This is a genomic window from Streptomyces bambusae (genome assembly GCF_020532645.1).
In the GTDB taxonomy this organism is placed as follows: Bacteria; Actinomycetota; Actinomycetes; order Streptomycetales; family Streptomycetaceae; genus Streptomyces; species Streptomyces bambusae.
The window spans coordinates 1-21,959 of sequence record NZ_JAJAUZ010000029.1; the positions used below are offsets into that span (position 1 = coordinate 1).

Below are 21,959 nucleotides of genomic sequence, written 5' to 3' on the forward strand. Positions count from 1 at the left end.
CGGGGCCGGGGCCGGGGTCAAGCCTGGTAGGGGTCAGGTGCGGGGCGGGGTGAAGGTCTCGGTCAGGACGAGTTCGGCCGCGCCCGTGACGACCGCCGAGGCCGGTGCGGCCCGGACGGGGACGCGGTACGTGCCCGGCGCGCGGGCCGACAGCACCTCGGCGACCTCGCGCACGTACGTTTCCGGTGCGGCTTCGACCGCCCGGCCGCCCAGGACCACCCGGTCCACGTCGAGCAGGGCGGCCAGGTTGGCCACGGCCTCGCCCAGCACGCGGGCCGCGCCGCCGTGGTCCCCGCGGGCCACCGCCGCCAGGCACAGGACCTCGGCGCAGCCGCGCGCCCCGCACCGGCACCGCGGTCCGTCCAGCAGCAGCACCTGGTGCCCGAACTCGCCCGCGCCGGTCCGCGCCCCCCGGTGCAGGGCCCCGCCCAGGAACAGCCCCGCGCCCAGTCCCGTACCGACGTGCACGTACGCGAACGACCCGCCGGACTCGGCGGCCAGGCCCACCGCGGCCGCGTTGGTGTCCTTGTCGAGCACCACGGGCAGCCCGAGCCGCGCCGCGAGCGCGGCCCGCAGCGGGAACCCCTCCCACTCCGGGTGCCCGGTCACCCGCCCCATCACCCCGGACCGGTGGTCGAGCGGCCCCGGCACGGCACAACCGACACCCCAGAGGGCACCGGTCCCGTACCCGCCCGGGGCGAGGGCCGAGTCCGGTGCCGGGACCGGGTCCGGCACTTGGACCGAGTCCGGTGCCGGGGCGGGCTCCGTGGCCGTGGCCGGGTGTGCGGCCGGCTCCGGGCCGCCCGCCGCCGGCAGGCTCACGTCCTGCGCCCGCACCCCCGCCGGCCCGAGACCCGCCCCCGCCACCGCAGCCTCGATCTCGCGGGCGGCGGCTTCGACCGCCGCGGGGCCGCCGGCGGCGAAGTCCAGGGGCGCGCGTCGGGTCGCGACCGCCCGGCCGGCGAGATCCACAAGCGCGACCCGCACCTCGTCGCGGTCGAGCTGGAGCCCGACCGCGTACCCGGCCTCGGGAACCAGCCGCAGCAGGCCCGGCGGTTTGCCGCCGGTCGAGGCGCGCCGGCCCGCCGGGGCCGCGAGCCCCGCCGCCCGCAACCGGGCGCTGATCTTGCTGACTGCCTGCGGGGTGAGCCCCGTACCCTCCGCCAGCTCGGCCCGCCCGGCACCGGCCGGCCCCGCCGCCCGCAGCAGCCCGAGCACCAGTCCGGCGTTGTGGCTGCGCACGGCGTCCAGCCCCAGCCCCCGCCCGCTCTCTTCCCCAGAACCCTTCACCCCGCCATCATCCCCCTTGCTTGCGCTTTCGCAACAGCGTTGCTTAAGTGGTGGCATGTCCTCCCCCTCCCCCCTCCGCGTCGGCCTGATCGGCTACGGTCTGGCCGGCTCCGTGTTCCACGCCCCGCTCGTGGCGGCCACCGAGGGACTGGTCCTCGACACGGTGGTCACCGCCAACGAGGAGCGCCGCGCCCAGGCCCGCGCCGAGTTCCCCGACGTACGGTTCGCGGGCTCCCCCGAGGAGCTGTTCGACCGGGCCGCCGAGCTCGACCTGCTCGTCATCGCCTCGCCGAACAAGACGCACGTACCACTGGCCACCACCGCCCTGGAGGCGGGCCTGGCCACCGTGGTGGACAAGCCGCTGGCCGCGACGGCCGCCGAGGCCCGCGCCCTGGCCGCCCTCGCCGAATCCCGCGGCACCCTGCTCTCCGTCTTCCAGAACCGCCGCTGGGACAACGACTTCCTCACCGTGCGCAGCCTCCTCGCCACCGGCGAACTGGGCGAGGTCCAGCGCTTCGAGTCCCGTTACGAGCGCTGGCGCCCGCAGCTGAAGGGCGGCTGGCGGGAGTCCGGTGCCCCGGAGGAGGTCGGCGGGCTGCTGTACGACCTCGGCAGCCACGTCGTCGACCAGGCGCTCACCCTCTTCGGCCCGGCGGTCCGCGTGTACGCGGAGACCGACATGCGGCGCCCCGGCTCCGAGACCGACGACGACACCTTCCTCGCGCTCACCCACGCGAACGGCGTCCGCTCCCACCTCTACGTCAGCGCCACCACCGCCCAGCTCGGCCCGCGCTTCCGCGTCCTCGGCTCGTCCGCCGGCTACGTGAAGTACGGGCTGGACCCGCAGGAGGGCGCCCTGCGCGAGGGCCGGCGACCGCAGGACGGCACGCCGTGGGGCCTGGAGCCGGAGCACCTGTGGGGCCGGATCGGCTCCGGCGAGTCCCCGCTGACCGGCGGCGGCCGCCCGGTCCCGACCCTGCCCGGCGACTACCCGGCGTACTACGCGGCCGTGGCGGAAGCCCTGCGCACCGGCGGCACGCCCCCGGTCTCGGCGTACGAGGCCGCCGCCTGCCTGGACGTCCTGGAGGCGGCCCGCCACTCGGCGGCCACCGGCACCACGGTCGACCTCAAGCCGACGGCCTGACAACCGCCCGCAGCACCGGCAGTCGGCGACCGGCGACCGGCGACCGGCACACTCGCTCGTCACCGCGTCACCGCGTCACCGCGTCAGGCGTTCTTCAGCTCCTGACGCTGCCGGCCGAGCCCGTCGATCTCCAGCTCCACCACGTCACCGGCCCGCAGGTACGGCTTCGGCTCCGGCTGGCCCATCGCCACGCCGGCGGGCGTGCCGGTGACGATGACGTCGCCCGGGTACAGGGTCATGAACCGGCTCAGGTACCGCACGACCTCGCCCACCGGGAAGATCTGGTCCGAGGTCGAACCGTTCTGCTTCTGCTCCCCGTTCACCCACAGCCGTACGCCGAGCACCTGCGGGTCCGGGATCTCGTCGGCGGTGACCAGCCAGGGGCCGAGCGGGGTGAACGTCTCGCAGTTCTTGCCCTTGTCCCAGGTCCCGCCACGCTCGATCTGGAATTCGCGCTCCGAGATGTCGTTGACGAGCACGTACCCGCCGACGTGCGCCAGGCCCTCGGCAGCGGACGACAGGTAGCGGGCGGTGCTGCCGATGACGACGCCCAGCTCCGCCTCCCAGTCCGTTTTCACGCTGCCGCGCGGGACGAGCACCGTGTCGTCGGGGCCCACCACGGTGTCCGGGGCCTTGAGGAACATGATCGGCTCCTCGGGTGCGGCCGCACCGATCTCCTCGGCGTGACCGTAGTAGTTCAGCCCGATGCCCACGACCTTGCCGATACGGCCGACCGCAGCGCCGATCCGCAGCCCCTCGGCGTCGAGCACGGGCAGTTCCCCGCTCGCCGCCGCGTCCCGTACCCGGGCCAGCGCGTCCTCGTCCGCCAGCAGGCCGCCGTCGACGTCCGCGACGAGCCCGGACAGGTCCCGCAGGATTCCGTTTCCGTCGAGCAGCGCAGGGCGCTCGGCGCCCACAGGTCCGACACGCAGCAGCTTCATGGGCTTTCTCCCGTGGTCGTGGCTGGTCGGCCCGCAGGCATGCCGACGGACCGGCCGATGGGTTGCGGCCATCGGAGGATTGGTCGATCCTCCAAGAACCGCGTCCCGTATGCAAGACCCTGTTCACAGACTGGACCGAGCACCCGCCCCGGCCGCGGCCTCGGCCCGGTCCCACCGCCGCTGCAGCCAGGCCCGTTCGCCGGCCGTCCACGCCGTCGTGGTCAGCAGGTACAGCCCGGCCGCGAGCGGTACGACGGCCGCGGTGAGCAGCGTCCCGAACGCCATCAGCGGCATCACCTTGACCATCCGCCGCACCATCGCCTCGGCAGGATCCTCGGCACCTCCCACACCGTCCGCACCGCCCGCACGGCCACCGGCACGCCCCGGCCCGGCCGCTGCCGCGCCCGCTGCCTCCAGCGCACTCACCGCGCCCGCCCGCCGGGCCCGGACCACGGTCCAGCCCGCCACCGCCGCGATCGCCGCGAACAGCCCGAGGAACACCAGCCCCTGCGCCCCGAGCAGACCCGACTCCCCCAACGCGTCCAGCCAGCGGCTGCCGAGCGGCGCGGCGAACAGCCGGTGTCCGAGCAGCTCGTTGACCTCGCCGCCGACCCGGCCCGACGAGAACGCCCGGTACATCACGAAGAACACCGGCAGCTGCACCAGCATCGGCAGGATGCCGGCCAGCGGCGAGGTCTTCGTCTCCGCCTGGAGCGCGATCACGGCCTTCCGCAGCCGGTCGGCGTTCTTCGGCCCCGGGTACCGGCGCTTCAGCTCGGCGATCCGCGGCGCGAGCGCCGCCCGCGCCCGCTCGCCGCGGAAGGCGGCCCGGGTGAGCGGGTGCATCGCCACCCGCACCAGGGCGGTGAAGAGGACGATCGCCACGGCCGTCGCCGAAGCGGCGAACACGGGGTCGAGCAGATCGGCAAGACGGGAAACAAGCAGCACGAACACGGACACGCGGACCTCCGGGGCCTCGTCCTGCCACCGCCCCGGGAAGGGAACGGCGGCACCGAAAGAAGGGACTTCGGCGTGACGAGCCGCGCGGGCACCCCCGCACCAGCGAACGACAGGGGTTCCGAGTCGGATCCGGCTCCGGATCCGAGTCCGGATCCGGGTGAGCCCCTACGCGGCCGTCAGGGAACGACGGCCGGGCGCCCTGGGGCGCGACCGCCCCGCGGCATCGGGGTCCCGCTGGGGCAGAAACGCGGTGCGCTGCTCCCGGTCCCGCATCGCGGTGCGTATTCGGTGCGGCGGCACGGGCCGCGCACTGCGGGCGGCCAGCACCAGACAGGCCGCGAGCGCGGACCCGACGGCGGCCGTGGCCGCGAACGTCACGGCGCTCGCCAGACCGGCGCCCTCACCGAGCGGCTGCCCCAGCACCCCGAGGAGGCCCAGCAGCCCGAACGCGCCCAGCACCAGGAGAAGAGCCGACTCCAGCCGGCGCACGGCGCCGCGGACACCGCGCCCCGCGCAGTCACCACGTACGGCGCGCACACCGCGCCCGGCACCCGTGAACCCGGACATCCGTCTCCCCCCTCTCCCCTTGCAGCCGATCCTAAATGCACCCACTGACAACGGACGCAGAACCCGGTGAGGGGGTTGCCCCTACCTCTCCTCGCTCGACGCCAGCGTCCCCCACACCACCAACCGGTACCGCGACGTGTACTCCGGCGTGCACGTGGTGAGCGTGATGTAGAAGCCCGGCGCCGCGTACCCGTACCCCGGCTTCACCACGCTCCGCGGCACGCGCGCGATCACCCCGGTGTCCCGCGCCGACGTCTGCTCCAGCCGCTTCCCGACCACGTACGTGAACCGCCGCCCCTGCACATCCACGATCAGTTCGTCCCCGGCCCGTAGCCGGTTGATGTACCGGAACGGCTCGCCGTGCGTGTTCCGGTGCCCGGCCAGCGCGAAGTTCCCCTGCTGCCCGGGCTGCGCGGTCCCGCCGTAGTGGCCGACGTACCCCTTGTCCAGCACGTTCCGCTTGTCCGTGCCCCGGGCGACCGGCGCCACCACCCCGAGCCGCGGGATCCGCAGCACGGCGTACGCCCGGTCCCACCGCGGCGGCCCCGTACGCCCCCGCGGCGACGGCGCCCCGGAAGCCCCCGGGCTCCCACGACCCCCATCCGCTCCATCCGCCCCACCGGCCTCAGGCACCTCGCCAGCGCCCCCTGCATCCCCGGCCTGGTCAGCCTCGGGCACCTCGCCGGCACCGGCACCCACAGACGCGCCCCCCGACGGTGCAGCGTTCCCCTCCGCCGCGGCCCACTGCCGCTCCAGCGCCCGTACCTGCTCGCGCGCCCCGGCCCTCGCCTCCCGGTTCGTCCACCACACCTGGTGCACCACCAGCAACAGCAGCACCAGCCCTGCGGTCACCGCGAGTTCGGCCCCCGACCACAGCGCCCGCGCCAGCGCCCGGCCGCGCACCGGCCGGGCGTACTCCCCCGCCGCGGACCGCCCGCGCCGTCCCCGCCCGCGCCCCGGCCGCAGCCGGCGCCCCCGCTGCTGCCCCTGCACCACCACCGGAATCCGCTCGCGCACGGCCGGCACCCTAAGTCCTGCCCCGCCAACTGACCAGCGGCAGTACGGTGTGGACCATGCGCCCCGACACGCCTGCCGAGCACATCGACGAAGCCGAGCGTCTCATTCGCACGGCGAACCGCTACCCCGAGGACCAGGAGCCCCTCCTCCTCCAGGCCGCGGCCCACCTCGAACTCGCCGAAGAGCGCGAACGGGCCAGCGCCCTCTACGACCGGATCCTCGCCGCCGAGCCCTCCGACCCCCACCTGGTCAAGGCCCTCCAGGCCGCCAACCTGTGGGAGTACGGCCACGAAGCCGAGGCGCGCACCCTGATCGAGGGCATCCGCGCCGCCGCCCCCGCCGATCCCGCCCCCTGGGAGGTCGTCGCGGAGACCCTGGAGGCGCACGACGAACTCGACGCCTCCCACGACGCCTTCACCGAGGCCGCCCGCCGCCTGATCCCCGACGACGCGCCGCTGACCACCGCCACGGTGGCCCTGCTCACCGGCCGGCACCGGGTCCGCCGCCTGCTGGCACTGCCCCACGACGACTGGGACATGGTCGCCGACACCCGTCACACCGGCCCGATCCCGCTGGACGAACTCCACGACCCCAAGCGCATCTGGGCCCTGGGCTCCGACGACCCGGCCGAACTGCGCGCCGAGATCGCCCGCCTGCGCGCCGAACTCGGCGACCGCCGCGCCGCCCTCTCCCGCCCCTTCCCGGTCGCCGTCCTCCACTGGCCGGCCGACGAACTCGCCGAGCTCCTCGCCGCCTACCCGGCCCTCGCCTCCGAGTACCCCTCCCACGCGGCCCACCTCGACACCATCGAACGCTCCCTGCGGGCCCTGTCCGCCTCGGGCACCAAGAACCTCGGCATCGTCACGGCCACGGTCCCCTCGTACGAGGCCTTCGCCGCCTCCGAACACACCAGCCCCGCCACCCCCTCCGTCCTCCCCGAATACGCCACCACCCTCGCCGCCCGCGGCAAAGCCACCCCCTGGCCCCCCACCCCCCAATCCCCCTGCTGGTGCACCTCCACCAAGCCCTACGCAGACTGCCACGGGGCGCCGTAACGGGCGGACGGCCCGGCGCGCCACTGGTGACCAGAGGCCAACACCACACGACCAACGGCCGTGTTCACTCGGCACATGCCGCGTCAGGCGTCCGATGAAACCGGCCGCCCGGACGCCTTCCCGGCGTCCCGGCGGCTCTGCACCAGCACGCCGATGCGCACTGCCGCCTCCACCGGGCTCTCGTGTTCCCAGACTCGTACGGCGAGCCAGCCTGCGTCCGCGAGGCGGGTGTCCGTGTCGCGGTCACGGGTGCGGTTTCCCTCGATCTTGGTGCGCCAGAACTCGGCGTTGTTCTTGGGCCACGTCGCGTGTTCCGGGCAGCCGTGCCAGAAGCACCCGTCCACGAACACGGCGACGCGGGCCGGCCCGAACACGATGTCTGCTTCCCGGCGGACGCCCTTCACGGGCCTGCGGTGGACGCGATATCGCAGACCCGAGGCATGGAGGAGTTTGCGCAGCGCGACTTCCACATCGGTGTCGCGGCTTCGTTGGCGGCTCATCCGTGCGCGCACGGCCGGTGTCGTCGTCAGCGGTTCCACCCCTCCATTCTCGCCCCCTGCCACAGCGCCGACGACGTTCCGGACGACGGCCTTCCTGTCACAAAGGCAGTTCCAGTTGGGCGTGGCCGCGGACGTGGATACCGGGAGGGGTGGGGCGGGTGGTGGCCAAGGTGAGGAGGGATTTGATCGCTGCGGTGACGGCGGTGGGGATGGTGCGGATCATCGAGGGGGTGGCGGCGGCGATGAGGAGGCCGTGGGACTGGAGGCGGAGGCGGCGGTGGAGGGTGGCGTGCCAGGTGTCGCGGGTGTAGTGGTACTCGGCCGAATCGATTTCCAGGGCCACCGCTTCGTCGGGCCAGTAGGCGTCGGGGGAGGCGAGGAAGGTGCCGTCGGGGGTGTAGAGGCGGGCGTTCCAGAGCGGGGGCGGGAGGTCGGTGCGGGCGAGGGCGTCGCGGGCGTGGCCTTCGGCGATCGAGCGGACGCCGGCGACGAGTTCGGCGGCGGCCGCGCGGGCGGCGGGGCGGGTGAGGGTGCGGGCGGCGCGGAGTTCGGCGTGCAGGTCCTGGGGGTGGCACCAGCCGGCCTGGACGACGTTGGCGAGGACGGAGCGGACCAGGTCCGGGTCCTGCGTACGGGCGGCGAAGTCTGCGGCGGCGCGGACCGGGCGGGCGCTCGGGATGCCGGCCACGCCGAGGGTCGCGGGCCAGCGGTCCGTCGTACGGGGGTGCACGCCCGGGACGGCCGCGACGCGGCGCGGGGCGCGGACGAGGACGTGGTGCGGCTCGGGCGGGGCGCCGCGGATGCCGAGGAGGGCGAGGGCCGCGCCGCCGGTGAGGGCGGCGGTGGCCCCGGAGAGCGGGTCGGTGCCGGGCCGGGCGGCGTAGAGCACGGCGGCCAGGGCGCGTTGGCGCGGGTCCGGCGGCCCGGTCTGGAGGAGGTAGACGCGGGGCAGCAGGCGTTGCCAGGGCCCGCCGGGGCGGGCGCGGCCGGTGCGGGTGCCGGGAGCGACGCCGGCGCGGGTGAGCTGGTGGGTCGTGGCCAGGTTGAGCTGGCGGCGGGCGAGACGGTCGAGTTCGGTGATCATGCCACCGGTATGCCCGGCCGGGCGCGGCTGATTCAGGCCGCGGCGGGGTGGCCGGGGGCGAGGAAGACGACGACGCCGTTCCCGGTGCCGGGCAGCGGGTCCAGTTCGTGCCAGCCGAGGCGCCGGTAGGTGGCGACGGTGTCGGTGGCCTTGCGGGCGGTGAGCAGCCAGGCGCGGGAGCCGGGGGCGTCGGCGGTCAGCTCGGCGAGGAGGGCCCGGCCGGTGCCGTGGCCGCGGGCGTACGCGCGTACGGCGAGTTCGTCTATCTCCAGGGCCCCGACCAGGTAGTCGGCGACCCGCTCCGGGCCGAGCTGCGCGGCCACGTGTCCGTACGCGCGGTCGGCCGGGAACCGGGCGGCGGTGATCCAGCCGGTGGCGAAGCCGTCGATGCCGGCCGGGGACTGGGCCAGGGCGGTACGGAAGCCGGGGCGGCGGACGTCGGTCTGGAGGCGGGCGGAGAACTGGCGAATGGTTTCTTCGTCTTCGTTCCACGGCGGGGCGGAGAAGACGTCGGCGTAGGCGTCGACCAGCTCCTCTTCGAGGTCGAGGACGGCCTTTCCGTAGCAGATCACCGGTGGGGGCTCCTGGTGTGAGGGATGGGGTTGGCGTGGTTCGTGCGGATCACGGGGAAGGTGCGGATGGCGGGATTGGTGACGATGGCGGCGGATGCGGAAGTTCCGGTGCCGTTTGATCCTTTGCGGGCCATTGGGGCGGATTCCTCTCGAGGAGAGCGAATCTACGCCGGTGCGGTTCCCCGGTGCGGCGTCTCCGCAGAAGCGGAGGGTGTGCGACAAATACGACATTCTTCGGTGTCGGGGGTGAGAAGGCGGGGGCCGTGTCGTGGGGCGGGCCGGGGCGTTGAACGGGTGTCATGGCCGGTCGGACCAGGGGGCCTCGTGTACAGACTGCTGCTCGGCGCGGGCGGCTGCGCGCTCGCGTTCTTCCTCGTCCTGGGGGTCGTGGCGATGCTGCCGCGGTCCGTCCAGGAGGCGGTGCCGGACACGGTCATCGGCGGGGCCGTGCTCGTCCTGGGACTGGCGGGCGCGGCCGGGCTGGCGCGGCGGGCGCGTTAGCCTCGGGACCAGCAGGACGAATGCACGCACGGACGTACGAAAGCACGGCGGAAGGAATGGGCATGGCACAGGTGCCGTCGGCGGCGGTGGCCGCGGTGGGGCTGGTCGGCGGGTACGCCGTCGCACGGTGGACGCGCAAGCGGCCGCTCGGAGGGGTCGTCCTCGGAACGGCGGGTGCGGTGGCGGCTCGGGCGTGGCACCAGCGGGCCGGGGCGCCGGCTGCCGCGGCGCTGGGCGGGCTGTACCTGGCGGGCTTCGCCGGGGCGCACCCGCTGGCGAAGAAGATCGGAGCCTGGCCGGCGGTGTCCGTGGCGGCCGGTGTGGTTGCGGCGGCGTCCTGGGCGGTCGCCGACCGCGCCTGACGGCGCGCTCCACTCGGCGGAGCCCCACCCTTTTCGGGGCTCCGCCCCCGGACCCCGCGCCTCGAACTCCCCCGGCCCCAAGGGGCTGGGAGGTGCCCCCTGGCGGGCTGAATGTGCGCCGTCCGCTGCCGCCCGTGCGGGGTCGGCGCCACGCGGTGTCCGGTGCCACGCGGTGTCCGGTGCCGAGCACCCACCACGGCCGGGCCCTGTCTCAAGCCCCGAACGCCTGCGACAGCGTGTAGATCGCGAGGCCCGCGAGGGCGCCCACGACGGTGCCGTTGATGCGGATGAACTGGAGGTCGCGGCCGATGTGGGCTTCGATCTTGCGGGAGGTGTGTTCGGCGTCCCAGCCGGCGACCGTGTCCGTGATCAGCGAGGTGATCTCCGAGCGGTACGTCGTCACCACGTAGACCAGGGCGCCCTCCGTCCAGCCCTCCACCTTCGCCTGGAGGCGGCCGTCCGTCGCCAGCCGGGCACCCAGCGACATCAGGGAGGCACGGACCCGCAACCGCAGTTCGCTGCGCTCGTCCTCGGCCGCAGAAATGATCATCGCGCGGACGGCGCTCCACGCCGACGCGATCACGTCCTGCACCTCGCCCCGCGCCAGGATCTCGGACTTCAGCCGCTCGACCCGCGCCCTGGTCTCCGTATCGGACTGGAGGTCCACGGCGAAGTCCGCCAGGAAGCGGTCCACGGCGCCGCGCGCCGGATGCTCCGGCATGTCGCGCATCTCCGTCACGAACCGCAGCAGCTCCTTGTAGACCCGCTCGCCGACCTTCCGGTCCACGAACCTCGGCGTCCACCCCGGCGCCCCGCCCTGCACCGCGTCCATCACCGAGTCCCCGTGCGTGACCAGCCAGTCGTGCGCCCGTACGCAGACCAGGTCGACGATCCGCCGGTGCCCGCCGTCCGCGACGACCTTCTCCAGAGTCTTGCCGACCCCCGGCGCGATCTCCACAGCCTCCGCCCGGCGGGTGATCGCCTCGCCGACCACCGCCTGCACGTCGGAATCGCGCAGCACCGTCAGCGCACCGCGCAGCGCCGCCGACAGCTCCGCCGTCACCCGGTCCGCATGCTCCGGCTCCGCCAGCCACGCACCGAGCCGGCCCCCGATCCCCAGGGCCCGCAGCCGGGTCCGCACCACGTCCGCGGACAGGAAGTTCTCCCCGACGAACTCGCCCAGCGAGGCCCCCAGCTGGTCCTTCTTCGTCGGAATGATCGCCGTGTGCGGAATCGGCAGCCCGAGGGGCCGCCGGAACAGCGCGGTCACCGCGAACCAGTCGGCGAGCGCACCGACCATGCCCGCCTCCGCCGCCGCCGCGACGTACCCGGCCCAGCCACCCGCATTCCCGTGCTGCGCCCACTTCGCGAGGACGTAGACCACCGCGACCAGCGCGAGCAGCCCCGTCGCGGTCGCCTTCATCCGGCGCACCCCGCGGCGCTTCTCCTCGTCCGCCGCCGAGTACGCGAACACGCCCGCCCGCCCGGCCGGCGCCTCCGTACCGTCCGTCCGGTCCGTACGATCCTGTGTGCGTCCCACCTGTCCTGCCCCTCCCCCCGGTCACGTACCGTTCGTGCCACTGTCGACTGTCGCCTACTTGACCGACTCCCGGGACGCGCCACGAGTTCCCGGCGTCCCCCATTCCGGCGAACCGCCACCGGAGGAGGAACTCCGCCCATGACCGTCCCCCGCACCGGCCACCCCCTTGCCCGGCCGCACCGCCGCCCGCGGCCCGGCGCCCGTACGGCGGTCCCGGTGGCCGTGCTGGCGGTCGCGGTGACCCTCCTCGCGAGCGGCTGCTCCGCGGGCGGCGGGTCCGGCGACGCCGCGAAGGTCCGGCCCGGGGAGTCCTCCGGCGCACGGGACGGCAGCGGCCCGATCCGCCCGAACTGGGTGGGTACCTGGTCGGCGGCCCCCGTCGACGCCGAACCCGACACCTACCTGCGCGGCCACGCCGGCCGTACGTTCCGCAACGTCGTGCACACCAGCGTCGGCGGCACCCGGATACGCGTGACGCTCTCCAACCTCTTCGGCCGCACCCCGCTGCACATAGGCCGGGCCACCGTCGGCCAGGCCGCCGGCACCGACGGCACGGTCTCGGACGCGGTCCGCGCCCGCGGCGACGGCGCCGGCTTCCGGATGGCGGCCGCCGCCCCCGGCTCCCTGGTCCCGCTGACCTTCGGCGGCGCGGACGAGGTGACGATCCCCCCGGGCGACGAGGTCACCAGCGACGCCGCCGACCTGGCCGTCGCGGCCGACGCGGACGTCCTGGTCAGCACGTACTCCCCGGAGTCCGCCGACCCGAGCGGCCCCGTCACCCGGCACCCGGGTGCCCGCCAGACCTCGTACGCCGCCGAGGGCGACAGCACGGGCGACGAGACCGGCGACACGTTCACGGAGGAAACCAGGTCCTGGCGGCAGCTGGTCGCCGTCGACGTCTTCACCGACCAGGCGCGCGGCTCGGTCGTGGCCTTCGGTGCCTCGATCACCGACGGTTTCGCGTCGACGACCGACGCGAACCGCCGCTGGACCGACTTCCTCGCCGAGCGGCTGCGCAAGTCCCGCTCCCACCGCATGGGCGTCCTGAACGCCGGCATCGCCGGCAACCGCCTGCTCCGCAACGGCACCGGCCCCCGCGCCCTCGACCGCTTCGACCGCGACGTCCTCTCCCGCACGGGCGTCCGCGTCGTCGTCATCCAGCTCGGCACGAACGACATCCTCAAGGCCGCGCGCGACCCCGACCCGGACACCGTCGTCAACGCCCTCCACGCGCTGCGCAAGCGGGCGCACGCGCGGGGGATCCGCGTGATCGGCACCACCCTGCCGCCGTTCCGCGGCCACCGGACGTACGCCGACTCCCGCGAGTCGGTACGCCGCAGCGTGAACGCGCGGATCCGCGAGGGCGGCGTCTTCGACGAGGTCGTCGACTTCGACCGGGTCCTGCGCGACCCGGACGCGCCGAGCCGGCTGGCCCCGGCCTTCGACTCCGGCGACCACCTGCACCCGAACGACTCCGGCTACGCGGCGATGGGCCGTACGTTTGATCTGGCGCTGCTGGGCTGATCCGCTGCGCTTGGCTTGCGGGGGTTCGGGTCTGCCCCGTGCCGGGCCGGGGCCTCGTGTCCGGCTTGCCGCCGGTGGGTTGTGTTCCGCGCTCCGCGCGGGGGTGTTCTCCCACCCGCACCACCCGTGCAAGGCATCACAGTTGCCGAGCCACTGGTGGGTGGCTGGGCATTCGTTGGCGACCGTCCCCCGCCGGAGGGGATGGGCCCTTGACGGGGCCGGATGACCCGCTCAGCGCACTCTATTGACGGCAAGCGTCACACGTCCCCCGGGTGGGCACCCGACCCGTCCCTCCCCCCGGAGCCCCCCACAACCCCGCGCAAGCGCAACGCCCCCACGCAACACCCCCCACCCCCGCTTCACAGCGCGCCCTACTCCCCCTTACCCCCCTTCCTCCCCTTCCGCTTCACGTCCACCCCGCCCCAGAAGGCGAATCCCGTCACCACGACCCTTGGTGCTCTGGGGTCCACCGGCAGGTCGGGGGTCGGGGCGGAGCCGTATTCGCCGAAGCCGCCCATGATCCCGATGCCGCGGATCTGGACGTCCACCCCGGGTGGGACGACGATTTCGACGCCGCCCATGATGGCGACGCAGTTGATGACGACCTCGCGGGTCTCGAAGTGGGCTTCGCGGAGGTCGAGGGTGCCGCCGCCCCAGAAGGCGACGGCGTTCAGGCGGGCGGGTACGGTCCAGGCGCCCTTGCGTTCAAAGCCGCCCATGACGGCCACGGCGAGGGACGAACCGGCCTGGCCGCCGATGCGGGCGGGCCAGTTCTCCGACGGGCGGTCGGTACCGGGGGTTTTGACCAGGGATACCGGGCCTGGGCGTTCGCCGGGGAGGTCTCGGGTGAGGGGCTCCAGGTCCGCGTACGTACGGGACGCGTACGCGGCGGTCATCCGCTCCTCGAACTCGTCCATGTCGAGCCGACCTTCGGCGACGGCTTCGCGCAAGCGCTCCACCACGTGTTCTCGGTCGGCGTCCGATGCCCGTAGTTGGGGCAGGTCGTCGGTCATGGGCTCAGCCTATGCCGGGCTCTGCCCGGGCCCGCAGGGATTGCGGGGTCCCGTTTCGGGGCTCCGCCCCGGACCCCGCGCCTCATTCGCCGGCGGGGCTGGAGTTTGCCCCCTCCGCCACCGGAGCCCGACGGCAGCCTCACCCACCACCACCCGCGTACATCCGCGCGATCACGTCCTCGATGTCCGGCTCGCGGACCGACAGGTCCAGCAGCGGGTACTTCGCGGCCACCGCCGCGACCAGCGGCGCGGCCGAGGACTCGGCCGGGAAGGCGAGCCATTGTCTCGGGCCCTCCACCTTGACCACGCGGGCGCCGGGGACGTCCAGCGGGGGGAGTCCGCGTTCCAGGTCGACCACCAGGGTGCGTTCGCTTCCGCCCGCGGAGTGGAGGCCGGACAGGGGGCCGTCGTACACGAGGCGGCCGTGGTCGATGACCATCACGCGTTCGCAGAGCTGCTCGATGTCCTGGAGGTCGTGGGTGGTCAGCAGGACGGTGGTGCCGCTTTCGGCGTTCATGTCCCGCAGGAACGCCCGCACTTTCGCCTTGCTCACCACGTCGAGCCCGATCGTCGGCTCGTCGAGGTACAGCACCTCCGGGTCGTGCAGCAGGGCCGCCGCGATGTCCCCGCGCATCCGCTGGCCGAGGGACAGCTGCCGTACCGGCACGTCGAGGAGTTTCTCCAGCTCCAGCAGTTCGACGCACCGCTCCAGGTTGGCCGCGTACCGCGCCTGCGGAATCCGGTACATGCGCCGCATCAGTGCGTACGAGTCCTTCAGCGGCAGGTCCCACCACAGGGTGGTGCGCTGGCCGAAGACCACGCCGATCCGGTGCGCCAGCCGGGTCCGCTCGCGTGCCGGGTCGATGCCGGCGACGCGGACCCGACCGCCGCTGGGGGTGAGGATCCCGGTGAGCATCTTGATGGTGGTGGACTTGCCGGCGCCGTTGGGCCCGATGTAACCGACCATCTCGCCGCGCGGCACCTCGAAGCTGATCCCGTCGACGGCACGGACCTGCCGCCGTTCTCGGCGCAGCAGCCCGGTCCGCTTGCGCACGTCGAAGACCTTCTCCACGCCGTCCAGCCGGATCAGCGCCTCCATCCCCAACCTCCTGTCCCCGTGCCGACGTTCACGTCGACGTACACGTCCACGTCCACGTCCACGGACTCAGCTTCCGGTACTGCGGTACGAGCGGAGCCCGGCCCGCCACGCGACGGCCGCCGGGGCCAGCACGAGCAGCGCGACGAACGGGCTCAGGAACGCGGTCCACCAGGGCAGCCCGAACGGCTGCGGCCGCCCGAGCAGGTACAGCGCGGGCAGCCAGTTGACGAACGCGAGCGGCACCACGAACACCACCCCGCGCACCATCTCGCGCCCGAACACGCTCGGCGGGTACTGGAGCATGGTGGCCCCGCCGTACGTGAACGAGTTCTGCACTTCCGCCGCGTCTCCTGCGACGAACTGGAAGGCGGCACCGGCCAGGAACACGGCGGCGAAGATGGCCGTGCCGGCGAGCACCGTGAGCGGCAGCAGCAGGACCTTGTCGGCCGTCCACGCCACGTCCACGTGGGCCGCGCCCCAGGCGGTGACGGCCGCCCCCTGGAGCACCCGCCCGAGCCGGCGGAGCGCGAACCGGTCGGCGGCGACCTGCGCGAAGACGGGTACGGGCCGTACGAGCATGGTGTCGAGGGAGCCGTCGCGGATCCGGGCGCCGACCCGGTCGGTGTTGCCGAGGAGCAGGTCGGCCAGCCCGAGGGCGGCGCCGGCGGTGCCGTACAGCAGAGCGACTTCGGGGAGCGAGAACCCGCCGAGCGCGTCGATGTGCGTGAACATGATGTAGATGCCGACGAAGTCGAGCGCGCTGGTCAGCGCGCTCCCCACCAGCGCGAGCGCGAAGGACGCACGGTACGCGAGCGTGGACCGCACCCACATCCCCACGACGAGCAGGTACCCGCGGACGCCGTCCCGCCCCCTCGTCGCCCACGACGGACGCGCACCCGTCCCGGAACCGCGCCCCCCACCGGACCCCGGCCCCTCAAAGCCAAGCCCCCCACCGGACCCCGGCCCCTCAAGGCCGAGCTCCCCACCAGCGCGCTCACCCACCCTGCACCACCACCTTCCGCGTAGCGGCCGCCTGCAGCACCCGCCCGGCTGCCAGCAGCAGCACGGCCCACGCGGCCTGGAAGGCCAGGGCGGCCCCCGCGCCCCCGGCGCCCGAGCCCTCCCCGAGCAGCACGTCGATCGGCACCTGGAGCATCGAGGACCACGGCAGCATCCGTACGACCTCTCCGAACGCCCCCGGGAACACGTTCAGCGGGAGCAGCACGCCGGAGCAGAACATCGACACGAGCAGCGACATCATGTTCACGCCGGACCCGTCGAGCAGCCAGAACGCGCACAGCCCGACGAGGTACCGCAGGGCGAAGCCGACGACGAGGCCGAGCCAGACCGACACGAGGAAGAGCACCCAGCGCAGGGGGTCGGCGGGCAGCGCGAGGTCGAACCAGAGCGCGCCGGCGATGGTCGGCGGCACGCCGCGGGCGAGCAGCTGGAACGCGGCCCGGCCGAGGTCGGCGGCGAGCCACCAGAGCTGGAGGTCGGCGGGCCGGTAGAGGTCGACGGCGATGTCGCCGGTCCGGATCCGTTCCTGCATCTCCTCCTGGAAGCCGCCGCCGATCAGCGCGCCGGCGGCGAGCAGGGACTGGCTGATCCACACGAAGGTGAGGGCCTGCGCCTGGTCGTAGCCGCCGAGGTGGGGGCGCTCGTCCCAGAGGGCGATGTAGGTGTAGGCGACGATGAAGCCGAAGACTGTGTTGGTGAACACACCCGCGGCCGTCGCGGTGCCGTAGGTCGCGTACCGCCGGAAGCCTCCGGCGGCCACTGCCGCGTACAGCCGTACGGCGTCGCCGCCCGCCACCCGCCCACCCCTCACATGATCAAGAACATGATCACGAATCGGCGACGATACGCCGTTTCGACCGTCAACTGGGCAACCAATTCCCGGGGTCGTCCGTCTGAACCCGTGCCGCCCGAAAGCCGTCGCTCGCGGAAGACCGCCGCGAGGGACCTCCGGGGCCCGGAACCCGTCGACCGGTCGTGTTGCCCGTCGACCGGCCGCCGGGCACCCGAGGCCAAGCGATCAAGCCTAGTGCGGCGGGGGGACCTGCGCGACCGATAACGGCCGGAGTGGCGCGATACGGTGTTCCACTGGGTACAGATCAGCAAATATCGCCCCACGCGATGGAGAACACGGCCGGCCGAGGAGTCCCTGGAGACATGAGCGACGAGTCACCGCAGCAGGGCTGGACCCCACGGGATCCGGACCAGCCCGCAGCCTCGACGGTCCACCACGAGAGCGCGCCGGACGGCACGAAGAAGAAGCCGACCCGGCAGGAGAAGAAGGCCCTGCGGAAGCAGAAGCGGAAGCAGAAGGGCTGGCTCAGGATCTTCCCGACCTGGCGCATGGTCCTGGGCTTCTTCGTCCTGTGCGTCCTCGCCGTCGTCGGCGCCTTCGTCGCCGGCTACAACGTGGTCGAGATCCCGGCGGCCAACCAGGCCGCCACCGCCCAGAGCAACGTGTACCTGTACTCCGACGGCACCCAGCTGGCGCGCGACGGCGAGGTCAACCGGGTCAGCGTGCCGCTCGCCCAGGTGCCCAAGAGCGTCCAGGAGGCCGCGCTGGCCGCCGAGGACCGCGACTTCTACAAGGAGCGCGCGGTCGACCCGAAGGCCATGATCCGCGCCGCCTTCAACACCGCGACCGGCAAGGGCAAGCAGTCCGGCTCCACGATCACCCAGCAGTACGTGAAGAACTACTACCTGGGCCAGGAGCAGACGGTCGAGCGCAAGGTGAAGGAGTTCTTCATCGCGATCAAGCTGGGTCGCGAGGAGTCCAAGGAGGACATCCTCGAGGGCTACCTCAACACCAGCTTCTTCGGCCGCAACGCGTACGGCATCCAGGCCGCCGCGCAGGCGTACTACGGCAAGGACGTCAGCAAGCTGACCACCGCCGAGGGTGCCTACCTGGCCACCCTCCTGAACTCCCCCAGCGCCTTCGACGTCGTCGCGCACCCGCAGAACCGCGGCCGCGCGGTGGCCCGCTGGAACTACGTCCTCGACGGCATGGTCAAGCAGAAGTGGCTGGACCCGGCCGAGCGCGCGGGGATGAAGTTCCCCGAGCCCGGCAAGCTCCGGGTCGCGGCCGGCATGTCCGGGCAGCGCGGCTACCTGGTCGAGGCCGTCAAGGACTACATCATCAGCAACAAGATCATCGACGAGAAGACCCTCGCGGCCGGCGGGTACAAGATCACCACGACGATCGACCGCAAGCGCCAGAAGGACTTCGTCGACGCGGTGAAGGAGGAGGTGATGGACGAGCTCGACCCGAAGCAGAACAAGAAGGACCGCGTGGTCCGCGTCGGCGGCGCGTCCATCGACCCCGCCACCGGCAAGGTCGTCGCCCTCTACGGCGGCATCGACTACACCAAGCAGTACGTCAACAACGCCACCCGCCGCGACTACCAGGTCGGCTCCACCTTCAAGCCGCTGGTCTTCGCCGCCGCCGTCCAGAACACCTCGCACACCCAGGACGGCCGGGTCATCGCCCCCAACACCGTCTACGACGGCTCCAACAAGCGCCCCGTCACCGGCTGGGACGGCGGCTACTACGCCCCCGAGAACGAGGACCAGGTCGACTACGGCAACATCACCGTCCGCCGGGCCACCGAATCCTCCGTCAACTCGGTGTACGCGCAGATGGCCGTCGACGTCGGCTCCGACAAGATCCGCGAGACGGCGTTCGCCATGGGCATCCCCAAGGACACGCCCAACCTCGGCACCGGCCCCGCCATGGCGCTCGGCACCGCCACCGCCAGCGTCCTGGACATGACCCAGGCGTACGCGACCCTCGCCGCGCACGGCGAGTACATCCCGCACACGCTCGTCGAGAAGATCTCCAAGCGGGGCGACCCGGTCCCGCTGCCCGCACGCAAGTCGAGCCGGGCGATCAGCCGCGAGGCCGCCGACAGCACCACGTCGCTGCTGGTCAGCACGGTCGAGAGCGGCACCGCCCGGGCGGCGCTGGCCTCCGACCACCCCGCGGCCGGCAAGACCGGCACCGGTGAGAAGGACAAGTCCGCGCTGTTCGCCGCGTACACCCCGGACCTGGCCACGGTCGTCTCGATCATGGGCCAGGACCCGGACACCGGCACCCACGAGGAGCTGTACGGCGCGCTCGGCGAGAGCCGCATCAACGGCGGCGGCTACCCCGGCCGCATCTGGGCCGCGTACACCAAGGCGGCGCTGAAGGGCAGCGACCCGGTCGAGTTCGACCTGGAGACCATGCCCGGCACCTACCAGCCGCCGCCGGTCGACACCCCGCGCACCCAGGACCCGGAAACCGACGGCGGGACCGACAACGGCGGCCGCACCGAGGGCAACGACAACGGCGGCAGGACCGACGGCGGCAACACCACCGGCGGGAACACCACCGGGGGCGGCACCACCGGCGGGAACACGACCGGAGGCGGCACCACGGGCGGCGGGAACACCACCGGAGGCGGCACCACCGGCAGCACCACCGGCGGCGGCAACACCACCGGCGGGGGCACCACCACGGGCGGCGGCACGACCGGAGGGAACACCACCGGGGGCGGCACCACCGGCGGCACCACGGGCGGCGGGACCAACACCGGCGGGACCAACACGACCGGCGGCGGCACCACCACGACCAACGGCGGCGCGGCCACCGGCGGCACCGAACCCGGGCCCTGACGGTCGGCCCCGGGCCCTGACGGCCGGCCCCGCCCGCACCACGCACGAAGCGCCCCCCGAGCAGCACGCTCGGGGGGCGCTCGCGTCTGACATCAGACGTCAGACGGCTCGCGTCAGTGCCCCGACGTCGCCTTCAGACCGACCACGGCCACCAGCAGCAGACAGATGAAGAAGATCCGGGCCGCGGTCACCGGCTCACCCAGCACCACCATGCCCAGCACCGCCGCACCGGCCGCACCGATGCCCACCCACACGCCGTACGCGGTACCGATCGGCAGCGTCTTCGCGGCGTAGGAGAGCAGCACCATGCTGGCGACGATGCCCGCGCCGGTGAACACGCTGGGCCACAGACGGGTGAAGCCTTCGGTGTACTTCATGCCGATCGACCAGCCGACTTCGAGCAGACCGGCGACGAGGAGCAGGACCCAGGCCATGACAGGCACCTCCGGGACGAGAGCGAACGGGGGTGCGTCGTCTTGTCCAGCCCGGTACGGCGCGTCTCGTCGGGGTTCCTCCCCACCGTAGCAAAGAGCGGCCTGGGGGCCGGTGACGCGTGTCACCGGCCCCCGGCCGCTCTGCGTGGGATCCGGGGCGCCTACAGGTACAGCCCGGTGGAGTCCTCCGACCCCTCCAGCCGCTCCGCGGCCACCGCGTGCAGGTCCCGCTCGCGCATCAGCACGTACGCCACGCCCCGCACCTCGACCTCGGCGCGGTCCTCGGGGTCGTACAGCACCCGGTCGCCGGGCTCCACGGTCCGGACGTTCTGACCGACCGCGACCACCTCGGCCCAGGCCAGCCGCTTGCCGACGGCGGCGGTCGCCGGGATGAGGATGCCGCCGCCTGAGCGGCGCTCCCCCTCGGGAGAGTCGGACCGGACCAGCACGCGGTCGTGCAGCATCCGGATGGGCAGCTTGTCGTGGGTGGAATTCTGGCTCACGCGGAAAACCTACCCGGCCCGGCGCCCGCCGTACGCCCGAGGGTCATGCGCGCTTGCGCCGCACCGAGAGGGCGAGCAGGCCGACGACGCCGACCGCCAGCATGGCGACGGGCAGGATCCGCTCGACGTCGGGGGCGCCGTCCTCGCGGCGGAAGCCGGCCTTGAGGTCGGTGACGGTGCGGTTGACGGCGACGATCACCCGGCCGGCCTTCTCGTCGATGGTCGACGCCACCCGGGCCTTCGCGTCCCCGATGATCGTGCTGGGGTGCATCCGGACGCCGATCTCGTCCAGCGTCTCCGCGAGCTGGTCACGCCGGCGGACGATGTCCGCCTCGATCTGCGCAGGGGTCCTGACTTCCGGCACCGCGCTGCCTCCGTGGGTGATGTGTGGGCGTAGTCCGACGTGGTCAGTCTGTCAGCTTACGCTCGTGAGGTACTGCAGGTACTGCACCCCTTGCTAAGGAGACTGTGAGACATGAGCGAGCGACTCCAGCCCGGCGACCCGGCGCCCGCCTTCACCCTGCCCGACGCGGACGGCAACGAGGTTTCGCTCGCCGACCACAAGGGCCGCAAGGTCATCGTGTACTTCTACCCGACCGCGATGACGCCCGGCTGCACCAAGCAGGCGTGCGACTTCACGGACAACCTCACCCTGCTGGCGACCGCCGGGTACGACGTCATCGGCATCTCGCCGGACAAGCCGGAGAAGCTGGCGAAGTTCCGCGAGAAGGAAGACCTGAAGGTCACGCTGGTCAGCGACCCGGAGAAGCAGGTCCTGGAGGCGTACGGCGCGTACGGAGAGAAGAAGCTGTACGGCAAGACGGTGACGGGCGTCATCCGCTCCACGGTCATCGTCGACGAAGAGGGCAACGTCGAACGCGCCCTCTACAACGTCAAGGCCACGGGCCACGTAGCCAAGATCATCAAGGACCTGGGCATCTGACCCTCCGCGCCACGCGCGCCCCAACTGCCACCGCCTGACGGACACGTGGAGCAACAGGCACCGCCCCGAGCCCGTCGCCTCCCACGCCTCCGCACCGTAGACTGAGCGCGCCCAGACCGAGGCAATGTCCGGATTGGGTCAAATGTCGCGGTTGTGGTGGAATTGGCAGTCACGCTGGGTTTAGGTCCCAGTGGGGTAAAACCCGTGGGGGTTCGAGTCCCCCCAACCGCACGGAATGC

At 73.2% G+C, this 21,959-nt stretch carries 23 protein-coding genes, 1 tRNA gene and 1 riboswitch; of the genes, 8 read left to right on the top strand and 16 right to left on the bottom strand.

Going from position 1 to position 21,959, the window contains the following annotated elements:
- Positions 1-33: 33 nt before the first annotated feature.
- Entirely contained in the window at positions 34-1,290 is a 1,257-nt protein-coding gene (locus LG634_RS20550) for an ROK family protein (RefSeq protein ID WP_226735366.1), read from the bottom strand.
- Positions 1,291-1,345: 55 nt separating this feature from the next.
- On the opposite strand from LG634_RS20550, the gene LG634_RS20555 reads away from it, so the two are divergent.
- On the top strand, positions 1,346-2,434 hold the full coding sequence (locus tag LG634_RS20555; RefSeq protein WP_226735367.1) for a Gfo/Idh/MocA family oxidoreductase: 1,089 nt from the start codon (positions 1,346-1,348) through the stop codon (positions 2,432-2,434).
- An 83-nt stretch (positions 2,435-2,517) separates the two neighbouring features.
- Here the strand turns inward: LG634_RS20555 and LG634_RS20560 are convergent, their stop codons facing one another.
- The 4 genes from LG634_RS20560 to LG634_RS20575 all read right to left on the bottom strand — a co-directional run bounded on the left by LG634_RS20560 (position 2,518) and on the right by LG634_RS20575 (position 5,919).
- Complete coding sequence (locus LG634_RS20560; RefSeq protein ID WP_226735368.1) at positions 2,518-3,375, bottom strand: fumarylacetoacetate hydrolase family protein; 858 nt, start codon at positions 3,373-3,375, stop codon at positions 2,518-2,520.
- A 123-nt stretch (positions 3,376-3,498) separates the two neighbouring features.
- Positions 3,499-4,335, bottom strand: a complete 837-nt coding sequence (locus LG634_RS20565; protein ID WP_226735369.1) for a YidC/Oxa1 family membrane protein insertase — start codon at positions 4,333-4,335, stop codon at positions 3,499-3,501.
- A gap of 165 nt (positions 4,336-4,500) precedes the next feature.
- On the bottom strand, positions 4,501-4,902 hold the full coding sequence (locus LG634_RS20570) for a DUF6412 domain-containing protein (protein ID WP_226735370.1): 402 nt from the start codon (positions 4,900-4,902) through the stop codon (positions 4,501-4,503).
- 81 nt (positions 4,903-4,983) lie between these two features.
- Positions 4,984-5,919, bottom strand: coding sequence for a class E sortase (locus tag LG634_RS20575; protein WP_372482466.1), 936 nt, complete (start codon positions 5,917-5,919; stop codon positions 4,984-4,986).
- 56 nt (positions 5,920-5,975) lie between these two features.
- On the opposite strand from LG634_RS20575, the gene LG634_RS20580 reads away from it, so the two are divergent.
- Positions 5,976-6,974 (top strand): SEC-C domain-containing protein, encoded by a 999-nt coding sequence (locus tag LG634_RS20580; protein ID WP_226735371.1) that lies wholly within the window; start codon positions 5,976-5,978, stop codon positions 6,972-6,974.
- 83 nt (positions 6,975-7,057) lie between these two features.
- On the opposite strand, the gene LG634_RS20585 is transcribed toward LG634_RS20580, so the two are convergent.
- The 3 genes from LG634_RS20585 to LG634_RS20595 are packed head-to-tail and all read right to left on the bottom strand — an operon-like array spanning position 7,058 to position 9,130.
- On the bottom strand, positions 7,058-7,513 hold the full coding sequence (locus LG634_RS20585; protein WP_226735372.1) for a very short patch repair endonuclease: 456 nt from the start codon (positions 7,511-7,513) through the stop codon (positions 7,058-7,060).
- Positions 7,514-7,571: 58 nt separating this feature from the next.
- Positions 7,572-8,558, bottom strand: coding sequence for a hypothetical protein (locus LG634_RS20590; RefSeq protein WP_226735373.1), 987 nt, complete (start codon positions 8,556-8,558; stop codon positions 7,572-7,574).
- 32 nt (positions 8,559-8,590) lie between these two features.
- On the bottom strand, positions 8,591-9,130 hold the full coding sequence (locus LG634_RS20595) for a GNAT family N-acetyltransferase (RefSeq protein WP_226735374.1): 540 nt from the start codon (positions 9,128-9,130) through the stop codon (positions 8,591-8,593).
- A 324-nt stretch (positions 9,131-9,454) separates the two neighbouring features.
- Between LG634_RS20595 and LG634_RS20600 the strand changes: the two genes are divergently transcribed.
- Both LG634_RS20600 and LG634_RS20605 read left to right on the top strand, forming a co-directional pair.
- On the top strand, positions 9,455-9,631 hold the full coding sequence (locus tag LG634_RS20600) for a hypothetical protein (RefSeq protein WP_226735375.1): 177 nt from the start codon (positions 9,455-9,457) through the stop codon (positions 9,629-9,631).
- A 62-nt stretch (positions 9,632-9,693) separates the two neighbouring features.
- Complete coding sequence (locus LG634_RS20605; protein ID WP_226735376.1) at positions 9,694-9,993, top strand: hypothetical protein; 300 nt, start codon at positions 9,694-9,696, stop codon at positions 9,991-9,993.
- A gap of 211 nt (positions 9,994-10,204) precedes the next feature.
- Here the strand turns inward: LG634_RS20605 and LG634_RS20610 are convergent, their stop codons facing one another.
- Positions 10,205-11,533, bottom strand: a complete 1,329-nt coding sequence (locus tag LG634_RS20610) for a DUF445 domain-containing protein (protein WP_226735377.1) — start codon at positions 11,531-11,533, stop codon at positions 10,205-10,207.
- A gap of 138 nt (positions 11,534-11,671) precedes the next feature.
- Here LG634_RS20610 and LG634_RS20615 point away from each other — a divergent pair, with 138 nt between their 5' ends.
- Positions 11,672-13,057, top strand: coding sequence for an SGNH/GDSL hydrolase family protein (locus LG634_RS20615; protein WP_226735378.1), 1,386 nt, complete (start codon positions 11,672-11,674; stop codon positions 13,055-13,057).
- A gap of 371 nt (positions 13,058-13,428) precedes the next feature.
- Here the strand turns inward: LG634_RS20615 and LG634_RS20620 are convergent, their stop codons facing one another.
- The 4 genes from LG634_RS20620 to LG634_RS20635 all read right to left on the bottom strand — a co-directional run bounded on the left by LG634_RS20620 (position 13,429) and on the right by LG634_RS20635 (position 16,985).
- A complete protein-coding gene (locus tag LG634_RS20620) occupies positions 13,429-14,070 on the bottom strand; it encodes a DUF1707 SHOCT-like domain-containing protein (protein WP_226735379.1) in 642 nt (213 codons plus the stop codon).
- 139 nt (positions 14,071-14,209) lie between these two features.
- On the bottom strand, positions 14,210-15,169 hold the full coding sequence (locus LG634_RS20625; protein WP_226735380.1) for an ABC transporter ATP-binding protein: 960 nt from the start codon (positions 15,167-15,169) through the stop codon (positions 14,210-14,212).
- A 66-nt stretch (positions 15,170-15,235) separates the two neighbouring features.
- Entirely contained in the window at positions 15,236-16,015 is a 780-nt protein-coding gene (locus tag LG634_RS20630) for an ABC transporter permease (RefSeq protein WP_226735449.1), read from the bottom strand.
- 148 nt (positions 16,016-16,163) lie between these two features.
- Positions 16,164-16,985, bottom strand: coding sequence for an ABC transporter permease (locus LG634_RS20635; protein ID WP_226735381.1), 822 nt, complete (start codon positions 16,983-16,985; stop codon positions 16,164-16,166).
- A 359-nt stretch (positions 16,986-17,344) separates the two neighbouring features.
- On the opposite strand from LG634_RS20635, the gene LG634_RS20640 reads away from it, so the two are divergent.
- Positions 17,345-19,840 carry a transglycosylase domain-containing protein gene (locus LG634_RS20640; RefSeq protein ID WP_226735382.1) on the top strand — a complete coding sequence of 832 codons (2,496 nt, stop codon included), beginning with the start codon at positions 17,345-17,347 and terminating at the stop codon, positions 19,838-19,840.
- A gap of 113 nt (positions 19,841-19,953) precedes the next feature.
- On the opposite strand, the gene LG634_RS20645 is transcribed toward LG634_RS20640, so the two are convergent.
- From LG634_RS20645 to LG634_RS20655, 3 genes are all read right to left on the bottom strand, one after another.
- Positions 19,954-20,274, bottom strand: a complete 321-nt coding sequence (locus LG634_RS20645; RefSeq protein ID WP_226735383.1) for a DMT family transporter — start codon at positions 20,272-20,274, stop codon at positions 19,954-19,956.
- 31 nt (positions 20,275-20,305) lie between these two features.
- Positions 20,306-20,376, bottom strand: a riboswitch (guanidine-III (ykkC-III) riboswitch).
- Between the two features lie 59 nt (positions 20,377-20,435).
- Positions 20,436-20,738 (bottom strand): GroES family chaperonin, encoded by a 303-nt coding sequence (locus LG634_RS20650; RefSeq protein WP_264203395.1) that lies wholly within the window; start codon positions 20,736-20,738, stop codon positions 20,436-20,438.
- Between the two features lie 82 nt (positions 20,739-20,820).
- Positions 20,821-21,141, bottom strand: coding sequence for a DUF3618 domain-containing protein (locus tag LG634_RS20655; protein WP_226735385.1), 321 nt, complete (start codon positions 21,139-21,141; stop codon positions 20,821-20,823).
- A gap of 111 nt (positions 21,142-21,252) precedes the next feature.
- Between LG634_RS20655 and bcp the strand changes: the two genes are divergently transcribed.
- The gene (bcp, locus tag LG634_RS20660) at positions 21,253-21,720 is read left to right on the top strand and encodes a thioredoxin-dependent thiol peroxidase (protein ID WP_226735386.1); all 468 of its coding nucleotides are present in this window, start codon (positions 21,253-21,255) and stop codon (positions 21,718-21,720) included.
- A gap of 147 nt (positions 21,721-21,867) precedes the next feature.
- A tRNA-Leu gene (locus LG634_RS20665) sits at positions 21,868-21,951 on the top strand.
- The last annotated feature ends 8 nt before the right edge of the window (positions 21,952-21,959 follow it).